This window comes from Alicyclobacillus sp. ALC3 (assembly GCF_028751195.1).
GTDB lineage: Bacteria > Bacillota > Bacilli > Alicyclobacillales > Alicyclobacillaceae > Alicyclobacillus_L.
In genome coordinates this window covers 609571-629593 of the sequence record NZ_CP066784.1, presented here as the reverse complement: position 1 = coordinate 629593, position 20023 = coordinate 609571, and the positions used below count along the sequence as shown (strand labels likewise).

Below are 20023 nucleotides of genomic sequence, written 5' to 3'. Positions count from 1 at the left end.
GAGACCCAGATGATGAACGGAACTGGGAGAGTGTGGCGACTGGGAGACAACGTTGACACAGACTTGATTATCAGTGGCGAATACCTCAACACAGTAGATGAAAGCGTGTTAGCAGCGCATTGCTTGGAAGGCGTGATTGACAACTTCCACAGCCGTATCTCGGTCGGCGACGTACTTGTGGCCGGACGGAACTTTGGTTGTGGAAGTTCCAGAGAACACGCGCCTATGGCACTGAAGGCTTGTGGCGTATCGTGCGTGGTGGCCCAATCATTTGCACGGATTTTCTACAGAAATGCGATAAATGTCGGTCTTCCACTTATTGAGAGTCACGAAGTAGCCGGAGAGGCAACTGATGGTGACCAGGTCGCGTTTGATTTGGATACTGGGATGGTGAGTTTGCCGGAGCGGGGCAAAAGCGAGAGTATTGCACCCCTTCCGGATTTTATAAAAGAGATACTTGAGCATGGAGGGTTGGAGGCATATCACGCTGCGTTGACTTCTCGGCAACAGACAACTTGAAATGGGGGAACAAAGTGGTGACACAGGCTTCAGTACTAAGAAAAATGTTTGAAGAGACTGATATCGTTGTTGCGCCTGGAGCGTACGACTGTGTATCTGCGCTCATGGTTGAAAAGCAAGGGTTCGATGCTGTATATATGACAGGATTTGGCGTCTCCGCCTCTCGGATTGGCAGACCGGATCTCGGGTTGATCACGCAAACAGAGATGGTTGACCACTTGGCAAATATGGTTAGCACTGTGTCTGTCCCTGTGATAGCGGACGCTGATACGGGATATGGTAACGAGTTAAATACGGTGCGAACAGTACAAATGTACGAGCGTGCTGGTGTGGCAGCGTTGCAGCTTGAAGATCAGGTTACGCCCAAGAAATGTGGCCATATGGAGAACAAGGAAGTTGTGTCAAGGGAAGACGCAGTGAGAAAAATCCGAGCCGCAGTACGGGCACGGCAGTCTGACACTATGATCATCGCGCGAACCGACGCCCGTGCAGTTTATGACCTGAACGAAGCTGTAGAACGAGCGAAAATGTTTGCGGACGCGGGTGCCGATATTCTGTTTATAGACGCTCCACAGTCGATGGCTGAACTTGAGACGATAGGCAGAGAATTGGAAGATTCCATTCTCATGGTAAACATGACCGAGACAGGGAAGACACCGGTTCTGACCAATGCCGAACTTAGACAACTGGGTTTTCGATTCGTCATTTGGCCGATTACGGCTCTGTTAACTGGAATGAAAGCGATGGAGTACGCACTTGCTGAATTGAAAAGGACGGGCAGTTCGAATTTTTCAAACGATAGATTCTATACTTTCAAAGAGATTCTCGAGTTTGTGAAATTGGACGAATACAATAATTTTTCCAAGTCCTTGTGAAGGGTTTTAGCATAGGAGGATAATTATGACATATCGTATGGGCATTGATGTCGGTGGAACTTTTACAGATGTACTTCTAATTGATGATTCAAGCGGCAGAATGATGCCGATTAAGACTCCTTCCACTCCGCATGACCAGTCTGAGGGTGTGCTAAACGGGATTTTTGAGGCGTGTAAACTGGCGGGTATCAACGTCTCAGAACTTGAACAAATTCTGCACGGCACGACAGTTGCAACCAACGCCGCTTTGGAGGGTGATGGCGCGCGAGTTGGGTTGCTTGTGACGAAAGGCTTCGAGAAGACGCTACACCTCGCGCGTTCCTGGACCCCTGGTCCGCTCTTCGGATGGATGATCTACGAGAAGCCTGACCCACTTGCGCCGCTGGATTTGACGGTAGGCGTGGCAGAGCGGATCGATTCACATGGGGACGTTGTTGTGCCTCTGAATACGGATGATGTCGTTAGACAAATTCGCAGCTTGGTGGAGCGTGGAGCGGAGTCCCTTACTGTATGTCTCGTAAACTCCTATGTGAACTCGAGTCACGAGAAGATGGTAAAGGACATTGCACGTGTCTTGTATCCAGAGCTCCCCATTTCCGTGTCGTCTGAGATTCTTTCGGAGTTCAAGGAATACGAGCGTACGCTGACAACAGTGATGAACTCGTACGTGAAACCGAAGATGCAACGATACCTTGCGAATTTCGAGAAGAGAATTAAGGATGCAGGGATGGAATCCAGGCTCAGTATCGTCCGCTCCGATGGTGGTCTCATGAGCGTACAAGCCGCTGCAGATCAACCTGTGCACACGATGCTTTCAGGACCATCAGGGGGTGTGGCTGCAGCTGCCTTCATTGGCCGACTAAGCGGACATAGAAACCTGATCACGTTCGATATGGGCGGGACGTCGACAGATGTGGCGACCATTATTGGGCAACCGTCTATCACCCGAAGCACGCAGGTTGGATTCTTCCCTGTAAAGGCTCCCGCAGTTGATGTTGTATCGATCGGGGCCGGAGGGGGTTCAATCGCACACGTTCCGGCAATTACAGGTGCGTTGCGTGTCGGACCTCAAAGTGCAGGCGCGTTACCTGGCCCTGCATGCTACGGACGGGGAGGTACAGAACCAACAGTCAGCGATGCGAACATTGTTTTAGGAAGACTTCCCGTTGAGTTGCTAGACGGAGGCATGCATCTTGACCTCGAGGCGGCAAAGCGTGCCGTACAGAGCATCGCGGACCACCTCGGTAAGGACCTCTACGAGGCCGCGCAAGGAATTATCGACATTGTCAATGAGAATATGTTCGGCGCGATTCGGGTGGTTTCAGTTGAGCGGGGTTATGACCCCAGAGACTTCGCTCTGATTGGCTTTGGAGGAGCGGGTCCACTGCATGCGAATGCACTCGGTCGTTTGAGCGGTGCCTTTCCCGTCATTATTCCCCCTGAGCCAGGTGTGCTGTCTGCTCTTGGATTCAATGTATCGAACCACAAGAATGAGTTCTCGAAGACATTCATCTCCACACTTGATGCTACAACTCCCGCGGACATCATTGGCGAACTACGGACTCTCGGTGACGACGCTATGAACTGGTTGGAATCGGAGGGAGTGCCTGAGGCGGACCGCACCATCGAGTATCAGGTTGACTTGCGCTATTACCGGCAAGGGTTTGAGTTACCTATGCAGGTCAGTCTGAGTGACCTAGAGGCGAACGGATTTGATACCATCGCGAACGAATTTCACGAGGCTCACGAGCGCCTTTACAATTTTCGGATGAGCGTCGCCTTGGAATTGGTGAATATGCGGGCGATTGGCGTTGGGAGAGTCGAAGAGCCTGCAGTCAGGCAGTTGGAGTTCGGGGATGGCAACGCCTCTCGAGCGATTGCAAAGACACAAGAAGTTTACTTCGATGGAGAATTCATGTCCACCCCTATCTATCGGCGGTCTTTGTTGCAACCTGGTGACAAGATTGATGGGCCGGCAATCGTAACGCAATACGACACCACGACGGTGGTTTTGCCGGAACACATTGCTTCCGTTGACGAGTATTTAAATATCGTGATTCAACCAAGGGGGTAATCAATCATATGACAACTCATGCACCTTTAGACACAATTACACTGGACATCATCGAAAATGCGCTTAAAAATGCGCGATTTGAAATGGATGCTGTTCTCTATAGGGCCGCAATGTCACCTATTGTACGTGAGCAACACGATGAGTTCCCGATGATTTGTGACCGATTTGGCAGGATGGTCGTTGGGCAGTTTGGTTCGCACATTCCGTCAATTGTGGAGTATTTTAAGGACGGCATACTCCCAGGCGATGTGGTTCTGCTGTCAGATCCCTACCTCTGCGCGGGCTCCATATCCCACGTGAATGACTGGCTCGTGATTATACCGGTGTATTTCCACGGGGATTTGGTAGGATACACGTCTATGTTTGGACACATGATGGACGTTGGCGGGCCGGTGCCTGGGTCTCAACCTGCGGCCGCACGCACCATTTTTGGTGAAGGCATTAAGATTCCACCTGTGAAAATCTACGAGGGTGGTAAACTGAACCGCACTGCCCTCGACGTCATTCTAAACAACACTCGTACACCGGAGATGAATGAGACTGACCTGATGGCGCTCATCGCCGGTTGTCGGACGGCCGAAAAGCGAGTTGTTGAGTTATGTGAACGGTTCGGTCAGGAACGATATTTGAGCGCGTTGGATTCGCTTCTTGAAAGAACCCGAAATGCAATGAAGCAACTCATTGTCAAGATGATTCCGGAAAATAAGATATCGTTTGTCGACTTCGTGGACGACGACGGCCTGGGCAATGGCCCGTTCGTGATGAAACTGACGATTTGGCGCGAAGGTGAAAAGGCGTTCTTTGACTTCACCGGCACCGATGGACAGGCACTCGGCCCAATCAACTTTCACATCAATGAGGGATTGGCGAAACTATTCATTGGCGTCTACATGATTATGGCGTACGACCCACAGATACTTTTCAACGATGGGTTTTACGACCTGTTTGAAGTCGTTCTCCCCGAAGGGTCTCTTCTGAATCCAAAGTTTCCAGCTGCGGTTGGGAATCGACTGAATACGCATACGAGATTGTTCGACGTGATTAGCGGAGCATTAGGGATTAATAATCCACAGCTGGCCATGGCCGCAGGCTACGGAACTAGTCCCTACTTTGTCTACAGTGGGAACGACCCCGAAGGCAGATACTTTCAAATGGTGGAATTACTCTACGGTGGGGTTCCGGGACGACCGATCGGTGATGGCCTGGATGGCCACTCTTGGTGGCCACTCTTTACGGCTACACCGGCGGAGTACAACGAGTGCTATTATCCGGTTCGAGTGGATAAATATGATACCGCTTTGGACACTGCTGGCCCAGGGAAACACCGTGGGGGTGCGGGCATAGAGAAGGTTTATACATTCTTGTCTGATGGAGAGGTGTCGATCAATGATGATCGCGCAGTTTCCCACCCGTGGGGCATCTTTGGTGGAAAATGCGGGGGTCTGTCATCGAAAACACTGGTTCGGCATGATGGGACCGAGGAGTCTTTAGAGTCCAAGAAGGATTTTGTTCGTGTAAGCGCCGGAGACCAACTGGTCTATCGTACTGCTGGTGCTGGGGGATGGGGAGACCCGCTTGACCGCCCAGCGGACCGAGTCCGCTTTGACGTCATTGCCGGCATCGTCTCCATGGATTCTGCCAAGGAAGATTACGGTGTCGTGATGGATGCAAGCAGTTTCGAAGTAGATGTGGAAGAGACGGAACTTCTCCGGAGGGAAATGCGGGCAGAACGTGGGAATGTACCAGCCTTTCACTTTGGCCCACTGGTCGATGAATACAGGAAACAACGCGGCGTCCAGGACAGCACAGATGGAATGTATGTTTGACCTTGCCGCAGATCAATACTCCATGGTTTGAGGAGGTAAAGTCATGAACCGCTTTCAGTCTATCGCGGACATGTATAGGGCACGAGGTTTTTCTGAACCCATTGGAGTGGGGAAGCAGTGTGCGATCCTCGTGGTCGATTTTATCAACGCCTTCACGGATGCTTCGTATCAACTCGGCGGGGACTTAGACCACCCAGTTGAGAATGTGTCGCAGCTTCTGAGTAAGTCGGTTGCCGCAAATGTACCCGTCATTTTCACGACTACCGCTTATCAAAGTGACTATTCTGATGCGGGATACTGGATTGCAAAAGTCCCTTCGTTGGCTGAACTCGTGCAAGGGACACCGGCCGTCGAACTAGACAGCCGAATCCCGCGCAACAACGATGACATTTTAATTGTCAAGAAGTATGCAAGTGCGTTTTACGGCACATCTCTGTCATCGATACTCGTGAGCAGAGGGGTGGACACCGTGGTCGTGACTGGCTGCACGACGAGCGGATGTGTGCGAGCTACAACTGTGGATGCCTTACAGTACGGTTTTAGACCTGTGGTATTGACAGACTGCGTGGGAGATAGAGATCCGGTGTTGCACGAGAATAGTCTCTTTGACTTGGGTGCAAAGTACGCCGATCTAATGACTTCGCACCAGTTATTGGAACACATTCTGTAGACACTTGATGCTGAGGATTGGTGATTATGAGAACTTATATCAAGCGGGGTATGAACGCGTCCGATCTGCGAAAACAACAGGAGGATGTAGCTGCCCAGGTAAGAAGTATTCTAGCTGATGTGGAGACAAGAGGGGAGGAAGCGATTAGGGAGCTTTCACTAAAGTTCGATAACTGGAATCCAGCACAGTTCCGTCTCTCAGATGAGGAGATTGAGGGGGCATTCTCTAGGGTCTCAGAGCAGGCGATTCAAGACATTCGCTTTGCTCAGGACCAAATCCGTGGATTTGCCGAGAAACAACTGTCTTGTCTTCAAGAATTGGAAGTTGAGACCTTGCCCGGTATCACCTTAGGGCATAAAAACATCCCTGTTGAAAGTGTGGGATGTTATATTCCGGGTGGCAGATACCCCATGTTGGCATCGGCCCACATGAGCATTGTGACGGCTCGCGTTGCCGGAGTGAAGAGGATTGTGGCATGCACTCCACCGAGCAGGGGTGAGATGCCGGACGCCACCATATGTGCGATGGCCATGGCTGGAGCAGACGAGATTTATCTGCTAGGTGGAATTCAGGCAATGGCGGCGATGGCCCTAGGGGCGGGGACGATTCGCCCGGTCGATATGTTAGTCGGTCCGGGCAACGCATTCGTGGCTGAGGCAAAGAGGCAGTTGTATGGCAGGGTTGGCATCGACCTCTTGGCAGGACCCACAGAAGTATTGATTATTGCTGACCATACAGCGGATGCTGAAATGGTGGCATGTGATATTTTGGGTCAAGCTGAACACAGTCCGACATCTCCGAGCGCGCTCATCACGACAAGCGCTGAGCTTGCAAGAACTGTCCTGGAAGAGATCGAGAGGCAGCTCCAAACGCTGCCTTCTGCTCCAATCGCGTCAATGTCATGGGCGGATTATGGACAGATCATTTTGGTGGACAGTTATGAGGAAGCCGTTGAGGTAGCCAACGAGTTGGCCTATGAGCATGTCGAAGTACTAACTGAGGACCCTGGTTATTTTCTGGACTACATGTACAATTATGGTGCACTATTCTTAGGCCCTGAGACCAACGTTGCATACGGGGACAAGGTGATAGGAACCAATCACACTCTCCCGACGAAGGCAGCTGCAAGGTACACTGGTGGATTGTGGGTTGGTAAATTCATTAAGACATGCACATATCAAAGGTGTACCCCCGAAGCCAGCGTGCAGATCGGTGAGTACGCTGAGCGTCTTTGTGAACTCGAGGGTTTTTCTGGTCATCGGGCACAGGCAATCATCAGACTAAACCGTTTTGGAGGTCAAGAGAGGCCGCTTCATTCATAGGATCCGTGCTGACCGGAACAGGCCGTGAAAGAGGGAGCCATTTGAAACCAAACGTAACTGCCACAGATATCGCTAGACTAACCGGGTTCTCCCAATCAACAGTGTCAAGGGCCCTGAGTAACCCTGAGTTGGTGTCTTCGAAGACCCGCAAAGTAATTCTAGAAGCTGCAAGGCAAATGAGTTATCAACCTAATGTGATTGCGCGTGGGCTCATTACTGGTAAGTCGAGAATTGTTGGTCTCGTTACGTCAGATATCAAAAATCCGTTCTATCCAGAGGTGGTTGAAAAGTTTGCGACCGCACTGAGGAACGAAGGCTATTCTGTGCTCTATATTAATGCGCGGGACAGCGAGATTTCTGAAGACGATATCACGCCGTTGCTAGAGTACAAGGTGGAAGGTGTCATCGTGACGGCGGCGGAGTTATCGTCGGATATTGTGGAGATGTTGCGAGAGCAAGACATTCCGGTAGTACTTTTCAATCGTAGACTAGACCGCACGACGTGCAACACTGTCACCTGTGATAATCAACAGGGTGGTGAAGCGGCTGCCGAGGTCCTCATCCGTACTAGGCATATTCGACTCGCGTTTATGGCCGGCAAGAAAAACACGTCCACGAGTACCGACCGACTGTATGGATTTGAGAAACGGATCGTTGCTGAGGGTCTAGACATACCAGTCATCGTTTATGGTGACTATTCGTACGTAGAGGCATACCGCGCAGCTTTGCGTTTATTTGGTTCAGAAATTGCGCCGGATGCAGTCTTTTGTGCAAACGACATCATGGCACTGGCTACCATTGATGCGGCTAGGTCATTGAACCTCGATGTGCCAAATGATGTGTCAGTGATCGGATTTGATGACATCGAGGCAGCAAGTTGGGCGGCATATTCTCTCACTACGATTCGACAACCTGTGGATGCCATGATTCGAGAGTGTGTAGTGAAGTTGCTTACCAACGCCCAGTCAAAACCAATGGCGCCGACCTTATCTCTTATCCCCGGCGAACTTGTAGTCCGGGCTTCAGTGAAGGGTTTGAATCCTGTTGAGTAAGAGACTCGACTACAGTAGACACGCCATCCTTGCTGTTACGGAAGGGTTGGTCAGCCACTGATTCTTTAGAGCAGGGAGAGGTGTGGTGCGCCGAATGATTTCCATATTGGGAGCAGGATTGGTTGGCCGTGGTTGGGCTATCGCCTTTGCCAGAGCTGGGTACCAAGTACGTCTATATGACGTTGTGGAGTCGGCACTTACAAGTGCCTCGAACGAAATCCAATCAAATGTTGAATCGCTGGCCGCAAGCGGATTGCTGACAGCGTCTCAAGGTGCAGAGTTAGTCAACCGAATTGTGACCACAAACGTGCTGGGAGACGCACTACACGGTGCTGCGTATGTGCAGGAATGTGTCGCGGAAAGGTTATCAGTCAAGCAGGAGTTGATGCGTCAGGTTTCCAGAGACCTGCCGGCCAACGCGATCGTTGCAAGCAGTACGTCCGCTCTTCTACCTTCACAATTGTACAAAGACGTAGATTTCAACGACCGCTGTTTAGTGTGTCATCCAGTTAATCCGCCCTATCTCATTCCATTCGTCGAGGTGGTTCCCTCTCCTTGGACGAAGGAAGAGGTTGTTGTGGAAGCCATGCGACTCATGAAGGAAATTGGACAGACTCCAATCTTGCTTCGAAAAGAGATTGCAGGTTTCGTGCTCAATCGCCTCCAGGTGGCGCTGGTCAACGAGGCTATATCACTGGTCAGAAGTGGTGTTGCGTCCGTTGAGGAAGTGGACTTGGCTGTGAAGGACGGTTTGGCCTATCGTTGGGCTTTTATGGGTCCGTTTGAGACCATCGACCTGAACGCGCCCGAAGGAATTCGAGATTACCTGACCAGATTTACAGACATGTACAAGATCGCTGGTGAATCCATTTGTGAGTCACCGTTCTCAGACGAACTGCTAACCACGTTAGAACGAGAGAGGAGGGCATTGCTTCCAGCAAAGTCAATGGAGTTGCGTAGGGAGTGGAGGGACAAGAAGATCATGTCGCATAGACAACAGTACAAATTGGGACCGGATGTCTCCGACATTGAGCCGGAAAACTGACGGTCTCGGACGAGGGGGCGGCCATGGAGCCCAAAACAGTCATTGTCACAGGGGCTACTCGAGGAATTGGACGGGTCATTGCATTGGCCTTTGCCAGGAAAGGCGACAACGTAGTAGCCACGGGTCGTGATGGAAGTCGCTTGCAGTCTCTACGAGAAGAACTGAAAGACTTCTCAGTCTTACCTATCGTTGCAGACCTCAGTCAGCCGAAGGATGTTCAAAACTTGATTGATGTGTCTCGGCAACACTTTGGTAGTTTGGATGTCCTGGTGAACAATGCGGGTATTGCTGGTCCGACGCGGAGTATTCAAGACACTGCAGAAGACGACTGGTCGGAGTTGTTAGACAGTAATTTGACGAGTGCTTTCCTATGCTGCAAATTCGCCGTGCCGCACATGCAAGCCAACGGTTGGGGACGAATCATCAACGTCTCATCCATATCCGCAAAGCGTGGACTTCCATTCAGGGCGGGTTACTGTGCCACAAAAGCCGGACTCATCGGATTCACGAGAAGTCTGGCGGCCGAGCTTGGGACGTACGGAATAACGGTCAACACAATCTGTCCTGGTTTTGTGGATGGAGATAGAATGGAAATGGTTATAAATGGGCAGGGGCATGCCAGGGGGATAAGTCATGACGCGGTTCGGCAGGAGATGGAGGCTGCTTCTCCCCTAAAGAGGTTTGTACGGGCTGAAGAGGTGGCGGAACTGGTTCTATTCCTTGCTTCTGATTATGCCAGTGCGATTACTGGCGAAGACATCAACGTAAGTGCGGGTGTGCGTTAGAAAGTGCAGGTTTTTTAGGTCCCGATGCGATGGCTACACACTTGCAATACTTCAATACTTGGTATGCTATTGAAATTTCAGATAATAAGTGATAACATTGATGAATACGTATGCATAATATGAGGGGGTCGCGATGGTGTATAAGAAAATTGGGCTTGGTGTTCTGACTGTGGCGGGATTAGCCATGCTGGTCTCTGGGTGTGGTAACACGACGTCAAATTCTTCCGGCGGAGGCGGCAGTAGTACCCCTGGAAACTCGGCGTCAAGTGCTTCTGGAGGCAATTCTAACACCTCGAAACTGCTGGCAGAATATCAGACTCAGTTGGATGCGTATGCACAAAAGCCAAAATTTGTAGCGAATGGACCTGCATTTAATGCCAAGAAAATTATGAAAGGGAAGACGATTCTCAGCATACCGTCAGCAAGCACAATTCCGTTCGACCAGAACATTGAGGTCGCTATGCAGGCAGTTGCCAAGGAAGTTGGATTCAATTTCATTGAATACAACAATCAGGGCCAGCAGACTCAGTATGTGCAGGGTATGAACGAGGCGGTTGCGAGACATGTCAATCTGATCGATCTTTTGGGGGGGCCAAATCCAAGCAATCTACTACCTCAAATGGAGCAGGCTAAATCTGCAGGAATCCCTGTAGTGACGTCTGTATTAACAGACCCTAGCCAACCTACCCCTCCAGATGTGAAGTTCAACATACCGTTCCAGTATGAAACGGTGGGAGAACTCCTAGCTAAATGGGCATTGGTTCATACCAAGGGTAAGGCCCATATTTTGGTGATTACGGACAACCAAATTACTGCTTCTCAAGCAGAGGAACAGGGCATTAAAAACATCATGGCTCAGTTTCCGCAAGCGACTGCTGTCTATCAAGACGTCTTGAACACGGAGTGGGCGTCCAAAATTCAGTCAATCACCCAATCTGAATTAACACAGAACCCTAATATCAATTATGTGATTCCGGTATTTGACAGTATGAGCACGTATGTGGTCCCGGCGATAGACATCGAGCACAAGCAAAACCAAGTGAATATCGCAACGTTCAACGGGACGCCATCGATACTCGATATGGTCAGCCAAGGTAAGGTTCAGATGGATCTTGGCCAAAGCGAAGATTGGATGGGCCGAACGATCATTGACGATGAAATGCGCCTGCTGGGTGGGCTGAAGGTCTCGTCAAACGTGCACATTCCGATCTACATCTGGACAAAGAGTAACGTCAGCCAAGCTGGTGTACCTGCTCAAGATAACCAAGGGTATGGAACAAACTATGTGCAAGACTTTAATAAACTCTGGGGTCTCTCGAAATAGATTTCTCCGTAGAAGGGGGAGCGTTTGAACGATTCCCCCTTCACGAGTACTGCACAGTATTGCACGATTTGGCTCTGTTGTCCCGCGGGTGTCAATTGTGGGCTGCACGCGTTGTAAAGATTGTCGAAAATGGGGGGATCATGCGTGGGGCGCGCGTCGAGTGAATTGGAATATCCCCAGAATGATGATGTTGTGAAAACCAAAGCAAGTCTGTCTGGGTACTTTGAGAAGTCCGCGCTTGTACTAGCTTGGATATTGATATGCATCGTTTTCTCAGTCGTTGAGCCGTCAACGTTTCCCACGATGTCCAATCTGTCATCGGTCCTCGGGTCGCAAGCGGTCTTGCTCGTACTGACGCTAGGTCTATTGATTCCGCTTAGAGCGGGGGACTATGACCTTTCCATTGCGGGTACGTTGACGGTGTCAAGTATGATCGTTGCGATTTTGAATGCGCAGCATCACGTACCTATTGTGCTCACAATTCTCATTGCCTTGCTTTCTGGCGCCGTGATTGGCGCTGTGAATGCGTTCTTCGCTGTTAAAATTGGCATCGACCCGTTTATTGTGACTTTGGGGACCGGAACAGTTCTCCAAGGTGTGGTCACGTGGATCAGCAATGCGCAAACGATCAGCGGGGTGTCGCAGGGGCTAATCAATGTGGTGATTATCGATGAATTTCTAAAAATACCTTTAGAATTCTACTACGGTTTGATACTGTGTTTTGTCATTTGGTACACATTTGAATACACAGCATGGGGACGTCGTTTACTGTTTGTGGGGCAAGGTCGCGAAGTGGCTCGTCTCAGCGGCATTCGAGTAAATCGAGTAAGGGCTACCTCGTTGGTGCTGTCTGGAGTCGTCAGTGCGCTGGCAGGAGTCCTTTACGCTGGCACCAACGGAGGCGCTGATCCTACGTCGGGTTTTTCATTTCTATTGCCCGCCTTTGCGGCCGCATTTTTAGGTTCTACGGCAATTGCGCCAGGCCGGTTTAACCCGTGGGGGGCCTTAATCGCCGTTTACTTTCTCGTGACCGGAATCACAGGTCTAACGATGGCTGGTGTACAAACATTCGTACAAGACCTCTTCTACGGTGGAGCGCTAATCATAGCTGTCGCCATCTCGCACCTAATTGGGAAGCGCCGAAAGACGGGCAGTGGCTAGAACTTTCGTAAACATTATAGGATGGAAACTAAGGCTTTGGATTGAACGAGGTTGATCCGGGAAAGGTCGGTGATTTGCCACAGTGAAGACCATCGCAGCAGTGTTGCATCAGATGGGACTGTCCCAACCGTATGCGAATAGCCAGCCACTTGAATTGATGGAGGTCGACTTAGATCCTCCCTCGAGGGGGGAGGTTTTGGTTCGGATTCGCAGCGTAGGACTTTGTCACTCGGACCTCTCTGTAATCAACGGGACGAGACCCCGTCCTATGCCAATGGCACTTGGACATGAAGCTGCCGGGGAGATCATTGAACTCGGGCCAGGTGTCGACGAATTTGAAGTCGGAGATCACGTCGTATGTACTTTCGTTCCTAGCTGTGGACACTGCCTTCCTTGTTCGGAAGGGAGGCCTGCCTTGTGTGACGTCGGGGCCAAAGCGAATCAACAGGGGACGCTGTTGGATGGCACTAGCAGACTTCACTTTGAAGGCGGGACCATCAATCATCACCTTGGAGTGTCGGGTTTTGCGGAGCACGCGGTAATTTCGACCCGTTCCCTCGTAAAGGTGGAGAAGGACATTCCGTTTGAACAGTTAGCTCTGTTCGGATGCGCAGTTCTTACAGGAGTTGGCGCTGTCGTTAACGCTGCCAAAGTGAGTCTCGGGAGTTCTGTGGCAATTGTTGGGCTGGGCGGTGTCGGACTGAGTGCCGTTCTCGGCGCTGTTGCTAGTGGCGCACAGACAGTCTTTGCTGTAGATATCAATCCCAGCAAACTGGAATTGGCGCGAAACCTAGGTGCGACTCATGTGTTCGATGCTCGGGATCCCGAAGTAATCCTCAAAATAAAGCAAGCATCCAGCGGAGGGGTGGAGTACGCCTTTGAGACTGCAGGAAGTGTTGCAGCTATGAACGTTGCCTATGCGGTAACCCGACCGGGAGGTATGACGGTTACATCGGGCCTTCCTCACCCCCAAGAGCAATTTTCGATACCCCAGGTCACGCTGACAGCGGAGGAGCGAACCGTGAAAGGCTCATACTTGGGGAGCAGTGTACCGAAGAGGGACATCCCAAGGTTCATTTCAATGTTTCGGCGGGGACTCTTGCCTATTGATCGCTTGGTATCCCAGACAATCTCACTAAATGACATCAATACAGGTTTTGACCTATTAAACAGTGGGGCAGTTTCTAGGGTAGTAGTCACCCTTTAGAAGAGGGGAACTGCTCTGGTCGTTCCAAATATAACATGTCAGCCCTTCTGACCGAATCGGCGCAAGGCCGCAATGGGGCAGGCAAGATAACGCTGATGCTCATCACTGCGGCTCAATGTAAGCTACTTGTCTGTCGAGGTTACACTAGTTGACAGTATCCATTGTGAAGCGTACTCACCTTATTCATCAGAGTGAACCAGTTTGGACTACCCAACTGAGTGCATGCAATCGTTTCTCGAGTTCTTCAATCAGTCCATCATCCACGTGCTTCCACTTTAACAGAAAGTACAGGCTGCGAAGGAAGTGTTCCAGGTTCGTCAGGCGAATGACACTGTCCGGTGCAGAGCCTTCTGGCTTAGTCAACCGGTTCATCCAGTCCTCTAGTGCTTCGGTGGTGACCCATCCCTTTTCGAGAATTCGACTGACTGTAAATGCTAGCCTGTCGTCTTCTTGAAAGTAGATTGGACTGGACAGCGTCGCCAAATCAACAATACAATGGAGCACTTCCAGGCGCTCCTCGTCAGTGCAGAGTGGGTGAAGAGCGCAACTGTCCAGTGCATCCGAGGTATGTGCAATGGTATGAGCCCAACCTTTTCCGTTAACATAGCCGCGACGGTCTCTCTCCTCTCTCGCGTAGGACAACACCCTGTCGATCGTTTCGTGGACGAGACCCGCGTCCAGTTGAGGGTGTTCTATATCGGGATCGAGAATCAACGGTACAACAAGAATTGAGAAACCTCGCATAAGAACTGAATCGGTACCTGATTCACCAATTCGATAAAACAAGTGTTGGTCATCCAGTGCCACCTTCAATAACGCTTCGCGCTCCTGGATGCGTAGTATGCGGTACTCTGTCAGTAGACGAGCCAAAAGGGAATAAGAGAGCTCGTCTCGTAAGCGCGCATCCGTTGAATCGAAGTTCTCTAACAGGTCCAGACAAAATGCCAAAGGGTCGGTCCCCGGAGGGAGCAAGCAATCGTTCTCCATAATCTGTTCTAGTATTTCCGCATTGTGTGAATCGGTCTGTGTCATTTTGCCCTCCATGTGCTATTGCTACCAGTATACACTGTTACATGGACATATCCCCCAATTGCGAGGAGATAACGAACCCTACGTTCGAGTTGATCGAACCCAGGGTCTATGCGTTGTAGCTGGCGGCGTGTCGCCTGACATAGGTGAGAAATTCCCTCGTGGCGTTTGACATGGCTCGTTTGCGGGAGCGGATTGAGCCAAATGTAATGTTCGTTAGATTGTGGTTGACTAGAGGGATTGGAACAATTTCGCCATTAGATACGTAGTAGTCGTCCTGTAGACCCAGATCGACCATGAAGGTAATGGCTAATCCCTCCGCCACGGCCCTTTTTATGACATCCGTATTATTGGATGTGAATAGGACGTTCATGGGTCCATATTTGTAAACAAAGTCAGCCAAAAATCGCCTCATATTATTTCCATTGAAAATGACTACAGGCTGTTTCACTACATCCTCGGGAGCGATTGACTCATATAATGCTAGGGGAGAGTGTGGGTTTACACAGACGTTCATTTCACCCCGCAACAGTCTTTCAAATATCACCTCGTCATCGCCTGACCAACCGTCTTCAAAGGTGGAAACGAGTCCGACATCGATTTTCTCGTCGTTTACGTCCTTGATGATGTCTTGTACTCCCTGTTCTGTGATTTCAACATTGACCCTCGGATAGTCATTTTTATAGGAAGATATTGCTTTTATTAATACTGACATAAACATACTCGGGATGGCTGATATCCGTAATTCGCCACTCTCCAGGGGGGTCTGCCTTTGGGCCTCTTCCTTAATTTCCGCCAGTTTGCCCATAGCTTCATATATTTTTTTGATGACCATCTTGCCTTCAGTGGTCGGTACGGTACCTAGCCGCGAGCGATTGAACAGCTTTACATCTAACTCCTCCTCAAGATTTGCAATTGCCTTACTCACTCCGGACTGAGAGATGTGCAGGTTCTCGGCTGCAACGGAAAACGAACGAGTCTTTAACACCTCAATTACGTATTCGAGTTGTTCGATATGCACCTTGTGCACCTCCCATGAGAGGACATCATATCCTGGGAAATGATGATTTGACATTATACAACATGTTCCATCTTGAGCCATCATAATAAATGAATTCAATTCATGCAAGTATTAAAAGTTGTTATTGGACATAAATGCGAGTCATTTTTATGATAGTAAATGAGCAGACGGAATAATCTATCAATATGTCAAAGGACCACTAGACTCAAGTCATCAGGAAGCCGAACGAGTGAGCGCATAGGAGTGGGAGCTATGACGAAGCAAATACTGAAGGATGTCGTGGTAATTGACATGAGTACTATCTTGGCTGCCCCCTTAACTGCATCGCTGTTGAGTGACTTCGGCGCAACAGTCATTAAAATCGAAGAACCAGATGGTGGTGACCCTGTACGTCAGTATGCTCCATCCAAAAGTGGAATTTCCCTTCAAAACAAGGTGATCAACCGAAACAAGAGAAGCGTGGCAGTGGACCTTCGGCATGAACAGGGCAGAGAGATCATACGACGACTTGCAAAGCAGGCCGATGCAGTCGTTACGAATTTTAGGGTTCCCACACTGAAAGAATGGGGATTGGACTACGAGCAACTATGTAGTGTAAAGCAGGATATCGTGATGCTTCACTTGTCCGCGTTTGGTAGAACAGGCCCGTACCGTGAGAGGCCGGGGTTCGCGAGGGTTGCCGAAGCGTACAGTGGTCTGGCCTATATGACCGGCTACCCGGACCGAACACCCATGTTTTCAGGTTACCCGATTGCCGATGGTGTAGGGGGAGTGTTCGGAGCGTTCAGTTTGATGCTTGCTTTGTATGAAAGGAGTCAGTCAGGGCAGGGGCAACTGATAGACCTCGGTTTGTACGAACCGATGCTAAAGATGATGGAGGGCCAGGTCATCAGCTATGACCAAGTTGGGCTTGTACCTGAGCGGATTGGTACCAGACATCGTGACATTGCCCCAAATGACCTATATAGATGCAAGGATGGAAAGTGGGTTGTGCTACCGGCTTCAACACCGAACATGTTCAGACGGCTTTGCGTAGCAATCGGTAAGCAGGAACTCGCCAATGATGCGCGGTTTATCACGAACAGTGTCAGAGTCGAGAATCGGAGTGAGCTAGACTCGGTTCTTCAGGACTTCTTTATCCGCTTCGAGGCAAATGAGGTCTGCACCAGACTTCAACAGCATGGCGTCGCAGCGACAGAGGTGTATTCGATTCAGGACATCATTGGAGATGAACACATTCACGAGCGAGGCAACCTGATTCGCGTGTTTGACGAGGAGTTAGGGGAGGCGCCGTTGATTCAAGGAGTTGTTCCAAGACTTTCAAAGACTCCTGGGAACATTCACTCCCTTGCCGAATCACTGGGGCAGAGTACCCGCGCAGTGTTGGAAGAGTTGGGGTACACCGAGACTTCCATTCGGCAGTTAGGAGCGACGGGAGTGGTGCGAATCTAAAACTTCGGGAAAGCGACGGTACAGAAGACATAATACATAATATGGATATCGTATATTTGTTGGTTTCCTCTACTCATATTGTATGTGCTTGTGATTGTTCCTATAGATTACTGAAATGAAATCGAACGGGGAGAGACGTCGGATGGGGAATTTGAATGGACGTGTGGCAGTTGTAACGGGCGCAGGGCGCGGAATCGGAGCAGCCATCGCAAAGCGACTTGCGGCTGACGGGGCAAAGGTCGCGGTCTTGGATGTGACTGAAGTCTCAGCAGGTTCTACTGTGGGTGAGATTAGAGACGCATTGGGAGATGCTGTGGGGATTGCCTGTAATGTGTCCGTTGCCGAACAAGTAGACAGTGCATTTGAGACAGTTGTTGAGCGGTTTGGGCGTTTGGATATTCTCGTTAACAATGCGGGGGTCATTCGGGACAATTTATTGTTTCGGATGACGGAGGCAGATTGGGACGCGGTAATGGACGTACACCTCAAAGGGCACTTCCTCTGTAGTCGTGCTGCCCAAAGATACATGGTTGAGGGGAAGTTCGGCAGAATCGTTAACTTGAGTAGTACGTCAGCCCTAGGTAATCGCGGTCAAGCAAACTACTCGGCTGCCAAGGCAGGAGTGCAGGGTTTTACGAGGACACTAGCGATGGAATTAGGCCCCTACAATATCAATGTGAATGCCATCGCGCCTGGATTCATTGTGACAGATATGACAAGACAAACCGCAGCGCGTATGGGTGTCGACTTTAATGAATTACAGTCACGTAGAGCCAATGAGATTCCACTTCGTAGAACAGGCAACCCTGACGATATCGCTGGCGTTGCGTCATTTCTGTGTGGTGATGACTCAAGTTTTGTATCGGGGCAAGTCATATATGTCGCAGGTGGACCACGGGGATAGGCGTAGAACTCGACGGGTGGAAACCAATCCGGCCGCCAATAATAGACTGATAGATTCGATACAAGTTGAATTGCTGATGGAACCAACAGTGAGCGAGGAGAGGTCATGACACTGAAACACATGGCGGCGATAGTCGGAGTCGGCGACATAGGCTTGCAGGGTGGTCGGGTCCCTGCTGGTAAATCCGTTCTACAAATTCAAGCGATGGCCGCTAAAGTCGCTTTAGAAGATGCCGGACTTAGTTTGAAGGATGTGGACGGTATCCTCACCACGGGAATGTGGGGGATTCCAGGGCCCGGCACATTCCCTTCAATGCTAATGGCTGAATACCTTGGCATCCAGCCCAAATTTTCTGATTCCACCAATATAGGTGGGGCTTCCTTCGAAGCACACGTTGGACATGCTGCGGCAGCCATTTCGGCTGGGCTGTGCGAAGTGGCATTAATTCTGTACGGCAGTACGCAACTCACCGAACGCACTCGCACATTAGGGGCAAAGTTCTCAGGGTTAACGGACCAATTTGTTACTCCATTTGGAATGCCACTACCAATTGGAGCGTATGCACTGGCAGCCAGACGGCACATGTATCAGTATGGCACAACCAGCGAACAGTTAGCTGAAGTTGCAGTATCAACTCGTAAGTGGGCGCTCTTGAATCCCCAGGCCACGAAACGTGAGCCACTAAGCGTGTCCGATGTATTGAGTTCTCCACTGATTGCAGACCCACTCCATCTGTATGACTGCTGTTTGGTGACTGATGGAGCTGGAGCAGTTGTGGTCACGACGAGTACTAGAGCTAGGACGTGTAGAAGAGCACCAATATGGGTACTCGGGCACGGGGAATCTCACTCCCACTCTTCCATCCAGGCCGCTCCTGACATCACTCAGACAGCTGCAAAGTTATCTGGAAGAAACGCTTTCCAGATGGCCGGGGTGATGCACGAAGATGTCGATTTAGTCGAAATATATGACTCCTTCACAATCACGGCACTCCTAACCTTGGAAATGCTCGGGTTTTGCGGCCTTGGTGAAGGGGGCCCATTTGTCACTGGAGGTAGAACGGCGCCTGGCGGGGAACTGCCGATGAATACGAATGGTGGTGGTCTGTCATACGCTCATCCAGGAATGTATGGAATATTCTTGATTATCGAGGCCGTCAGACAGCTGAGGGGTGAGTGCGGTACGAGGCAGGTTCCGAACGCCAAAATCGCTCTTGTAAACGGAACGGGTCTCCAGTTGTCATCAGCCTCAACCTGCATTTTGGGGAGGGATTAGTGTGACGCCTAGTACCAGACCGTTACCTGTACCGGATGGAGACACGGTCGTATTTTGGGACGCATGCAATCAAGAAAAACTTGTCATTCAACGCTGCCAGCATTGTGAAAATTATATCTTTTATCCACGCGCAGTCTGCCCGAGGTGTATGTCGAGTGACATCAGTTGGGTTGAGTCCTCGGGTCATGGGAGAGTGTATTCATATACTGTCGCTTACCGTCCTGCTCATCCCGCCTTCACCGATGACTGCCCATACATTGTCGCTCTAATTGAGTTGGAAGAGGGAGTACGTGTTCTGTCCAATGTGATTAAAGTGGCCGTCGATGAGTTGTATTGTGAGATGCCAGTAGAGGTGGTGTTCCTGGACATTGGTGGAATGAAATTACCGCTGTTTCAGCCTGACTCATCTCAACACTCGCCGGACGCTAGAGCTTGTGAAGGAGGGAGCGGGTGACTGAGCAACGCTTTCGTGGAATGTGGAC

At 50.3% G+C, this 20023-nt stretch carries 18 protein-coding genes; 16 read left to right on the top strand and 2 right to left on the bottom strand.

Going from position 1 to position 20023, the window contains the following annotated elements; genetic code table 11:
* Positions 1-9: 9 nt before the first annotated feature.
* The 12 genes from JC200_RS02935 (at position 10) to JC200_RS02880 (ending at position 13860) form a co-directional block, all read left to right on the top strand.
* On the top strand, positions 10-519 hold the full coding sequence (locus JC200_RS02935) for a 3-isopropylmalate dehydratase small subunit (protein ID WP_274434694.1): 510 nt from the start codon (positions 10-12) through the stop codon (positions 517-519).
* A 17-nt stretch (positions 520-536) separates the two neighbouring features.
* Positions 537-1394 (top strand): isocitrate lyase/PEP mutase family protein, encoded by an 858-nt coding sequence (locus tag JC200_RS02930; protein ID WP_274434693.1) that lies wholly within the window; start codon positions 537-539, stop codon positions 1392-1394.
* Positions 1395-1419: 25 nt separating this feature from the next.
* Positions 1420-3468 carry a hydantoinase/oxoprolinase family protein gene (locus JC200_RS02925; RefSeq protein WP_274434692.1) on the top strand — a complete coding sequence of 683 codons (2049 nt, stop codon included), beginning with the start codon at positions 1420-1422 and terminating at the stop codon, positions 3466-3468.
* A gap of 8 nt (positions 3469-3476) precedes the next feature.
* On the top strand, positions 3477-5294 hold the full coding sequence (locus JC200_RS02920; protein ID WP_274434691.1) for a hydantoinase B/oxoprolinase family protein: 1818 nt from the start codon (positions 3477-3479) through the stop codon (positions 5292-5294).
* 43 nt (positions 5295-5337) lie between these two features.
* Positions 5338-5964 (top strand): isochorismatase family protein, encoded by a 627-nt coding sequence (locus JC200_RS02915; RefSeq protein ID WP_274434690.1) that lies wholly within the window; start codon positions 5338-5340, stop codon positions 5962-5964.
* Between the two features lie 26 nt (positions 5965-5990).
* Positions 5991-7286: a histidinol dehydrogenase gene (hisD, locus tag JC200_RS02910; RefSeq protein WP_274436453.1), complete on the top strand. Its 1296-nt coding sequence runs from the start codon at positions 5991-5993 to the stop codon at positions 7284-7286.
* Positions 7287-7327: 41 nt separating this feature from the next.
* Positions 7328-8338 (top strand): LacI family DNA-binding transcriptional regulator, encoded by a 1011-nt coding sequence (locus JC200_RS02905; protein ID WP_274434689.1) that lies wholly within the window; start codon positions 7328-7330, stop codon positions 8336-8338.
* A 94-nt stretch (positions 8339-8432) separates the two neighbouring features.
* Positions 8433-9383 (top strand): 3-hydroxyacyl-CoA dehydrogenase, encoded by a 951-nt coding sequence (locus JC200_RS02900; RefSeq protein WP_274436452.1) that lies wholly within the window; start codon positions 8433-8435, stop codon positions 9381-9383.
* A 23-nt stretch (positions 9384-9406) separates the two neighbouring features.
* Positions 9407-10168, top strand: coding sequence for an SDR family NAD(P)-dependent oxidoreductase (locus JC200_RS02895; RefSeq protein WP_274434688.1), 762 nt, complete (start codon positions 9407-9409; stop codon positions 10166-10168).
* A 136-nt stretch (positions 10169-10304) separates the two neighbouring features.
* Positions 10305-11492 (top strand): sugar ABC transporter substrate-binding protein, encoded by a 1188-nt coding sequence (locus tag JC200_RS02890; protein ID WP_274434687.1) that lies wholly within the window; start codon positions 10305-10307, stop codon positions 11490-11492.
* Positions 11493-11636: 144 nt separating this feature from the next.
* Positions 11637-12653 (top strand): ABC transporter permease, encoded by a 1017-nt coding sequence (locus tag JC200_RS02885; RefSeq protein WP_274434686.1) that lies wholly within the window; start codon positions 11637-11639, stop codon positions 12651-12653.
* A 112-nt stretch (positions 12654-12765) separates the two neighbouring features.
* The gene (locus tag JC200_RS02880) at positions 12766-13860 is read left to right on the top strand and encodes a zinc-dependent alcohol dehydrogenase family protein (RefSeq protein ID WP_338000212.1); all 1095 of its coding nucleotides are present in this window, start codon (positions 12766-12768) and stop codon (positions 13858-13860) included.
* 186 nt (positions 13861-14046) lie between these two features.
* On the opposite strand, the gene JC200_RS02875 is transcribed toward JC200_RS02880, so the two are convergent.
* Both JC200_RS02875 and JC200_RS02870 read right to left on the bottom strand, forming a co-directional pair.
* Positions 14047-14892, bottom strand: a complete 846-nt coding sequence (locus JC200_RS02875) for a DUF2785 domain-containing protein (RefSeq protein WP_274434684.1) — start codon at positions 14890-14892, stop codon at positions 14047-14049.
* Between the two features lie 106 nt (positions 14893-14998).
* Positions 14999-15910 carry a LysR family transcriptional regulator gene (locus JC200_RS02870; protein WP_274434683.1) on the bottom strand — a complete coding sequence of 304 codons (912 nt, stop codon included), beginning with the start codon at positions 15908-15910 and terminating at the stop codon, positions 14999-15001.
* A gap of 252 nt (positions 15911-16162) precedes the next feature.
* On the opposite strand from JC200_RS02870, the gene JC200_RS02865 reads away from it, so the two are divergent.
* The 4 genes from JC200_RS02865 (at position 16163) to JC200_RS24300 (ending at position 19995) form a co-directional block, all read left to right on the top strand.
* A complete protein-coding gene (locus JC200_RS02865) occupies positions 16163-17362 on the top strand; it encodes a CaiB/BaiF CoA transferase family protein (RefSeq protein ID WP_274434682.1) in 1200 nt (399 codons plus the stop codon).
* A 142-nt stretch (positions 17363-17504) separates the two neighbouring features.
* Entirely contained in the window at positions 17505-18266 is a 762-nt protein-coding gene (locus tag JC200_RS02860) for an SDR family oxidoreductase (protein WP_274434681.1), read from the top strand.
* A 105-nt stretch (positions 18267-18371) separates the two neighbouring features.
* Positions 18372-19541 carry an acetyl-CoA acetyltransferase gene (locus JC200_RS02855; RefSeq protein WP_274434680.1) on the top strand — a complete coding sequence of 390 codons (1170 nt, stop codon included), beginning with the start codon at positions 18372-18374 and terminating at the stop codon, positions 19539-19541.
* A gap of 1 nt (position 19542) precedes the next feature.
* Positions 19543-19995 carry a Zn-ribbon domain-containing OB-fold protein gene (locus JC200_RS24300; protein ID WP_443111862.1) on the top strand — a complete coding sequence of 151 codons (453 nt, stop codon included), beginning with the start codon at positions 19543-19545 and terminating at the stop codon, positions 19993-19995.
* The last annotated feature ends 28 nt before the right edge of the window (positions 19996-20023 follow it).

Bases quoted from the DNA above. Each gene is read 5' to 3' on its own strand.
- JC200_RS02860 (WP_274434681.1), top strand. From the start codon at position 17,505: ATGGGGAATTTGAATGGACGTGTGGCAGTTGTAACGGGCGCAGGGCGC.
- JC200_RS02855 (WP_274434680.1), top strand. From the start codon at position 18,372: ATGACACTGAAACACATGGCGGCGATAGTCGGAGTCGGCGACATAGGC.
- JC200_RS02865 (WP_274434682.1), top strand. From the start codon at position 16,163: ATGACGAAGCAAATACTGAAGGATGTCGTGGTAATTGACATGAGTACT.
- JC200_RS02875 (WP_274434684.1), bottom strand. From the start codon at position 14,892: ATGACACAGACCGATTCACACAATGCGGAAATACTAGAACAGATTATG.
- hisD (WP_274436453.1), top strand. From the start codon at position 5,991: ATGAGAACTTATATCAAGCGGGGTATGAACGCGTCCGATCTGCGAAAA.
- JC200_RS02920 (WP_274434691.1), top strand. From the start codon at position 3,477: ATGACAACTCATGCACCTTTAGACACAATTACACTGGACATCATCGAA.
- JC200_RS02880 (WP_338000212.1), top strand. From the start codon at position 12,766: ATGGGACTGTCCCAACCGTATGCGAATAGCCAGCCACTTGAATTGATG.
- JC200_RS02935 (WP_274434694.1), top strand. From the start codon at position 10: ATGATGAACGGAACTGGGAGAGTGTGGCGACTGGGAGACAACGTTGAC.
- JC200_RS02895 (WP_274434688.1), top strand. From the start codon at position 9,407: ATGGAGCCCAAAACAGTCATTGTCACAGGGGCTACTCGAGGAATTGGA.
- JC200_RS02925 (WP_274434692.1), top strand. From the start codon at position 1,420: ATGACATATCGTATGGGCATTGATGTCGGTGGAACTTTTACAGATGTA.
- JC200_RS02915 (WP_274434690.1), top strand. From the start codon at position 5,338: ATGAACCGCTTTCAGTCTATCGCGGACATGTATAGGGCACGAGGTTTT.
- JC200_RS02900 (WP_274436452.1), top strand. From the start codon at position 8,433: ATGATTTCCATATTGGGAGCAGGATTGGTTGGCCGTGGTTGGGCTATC.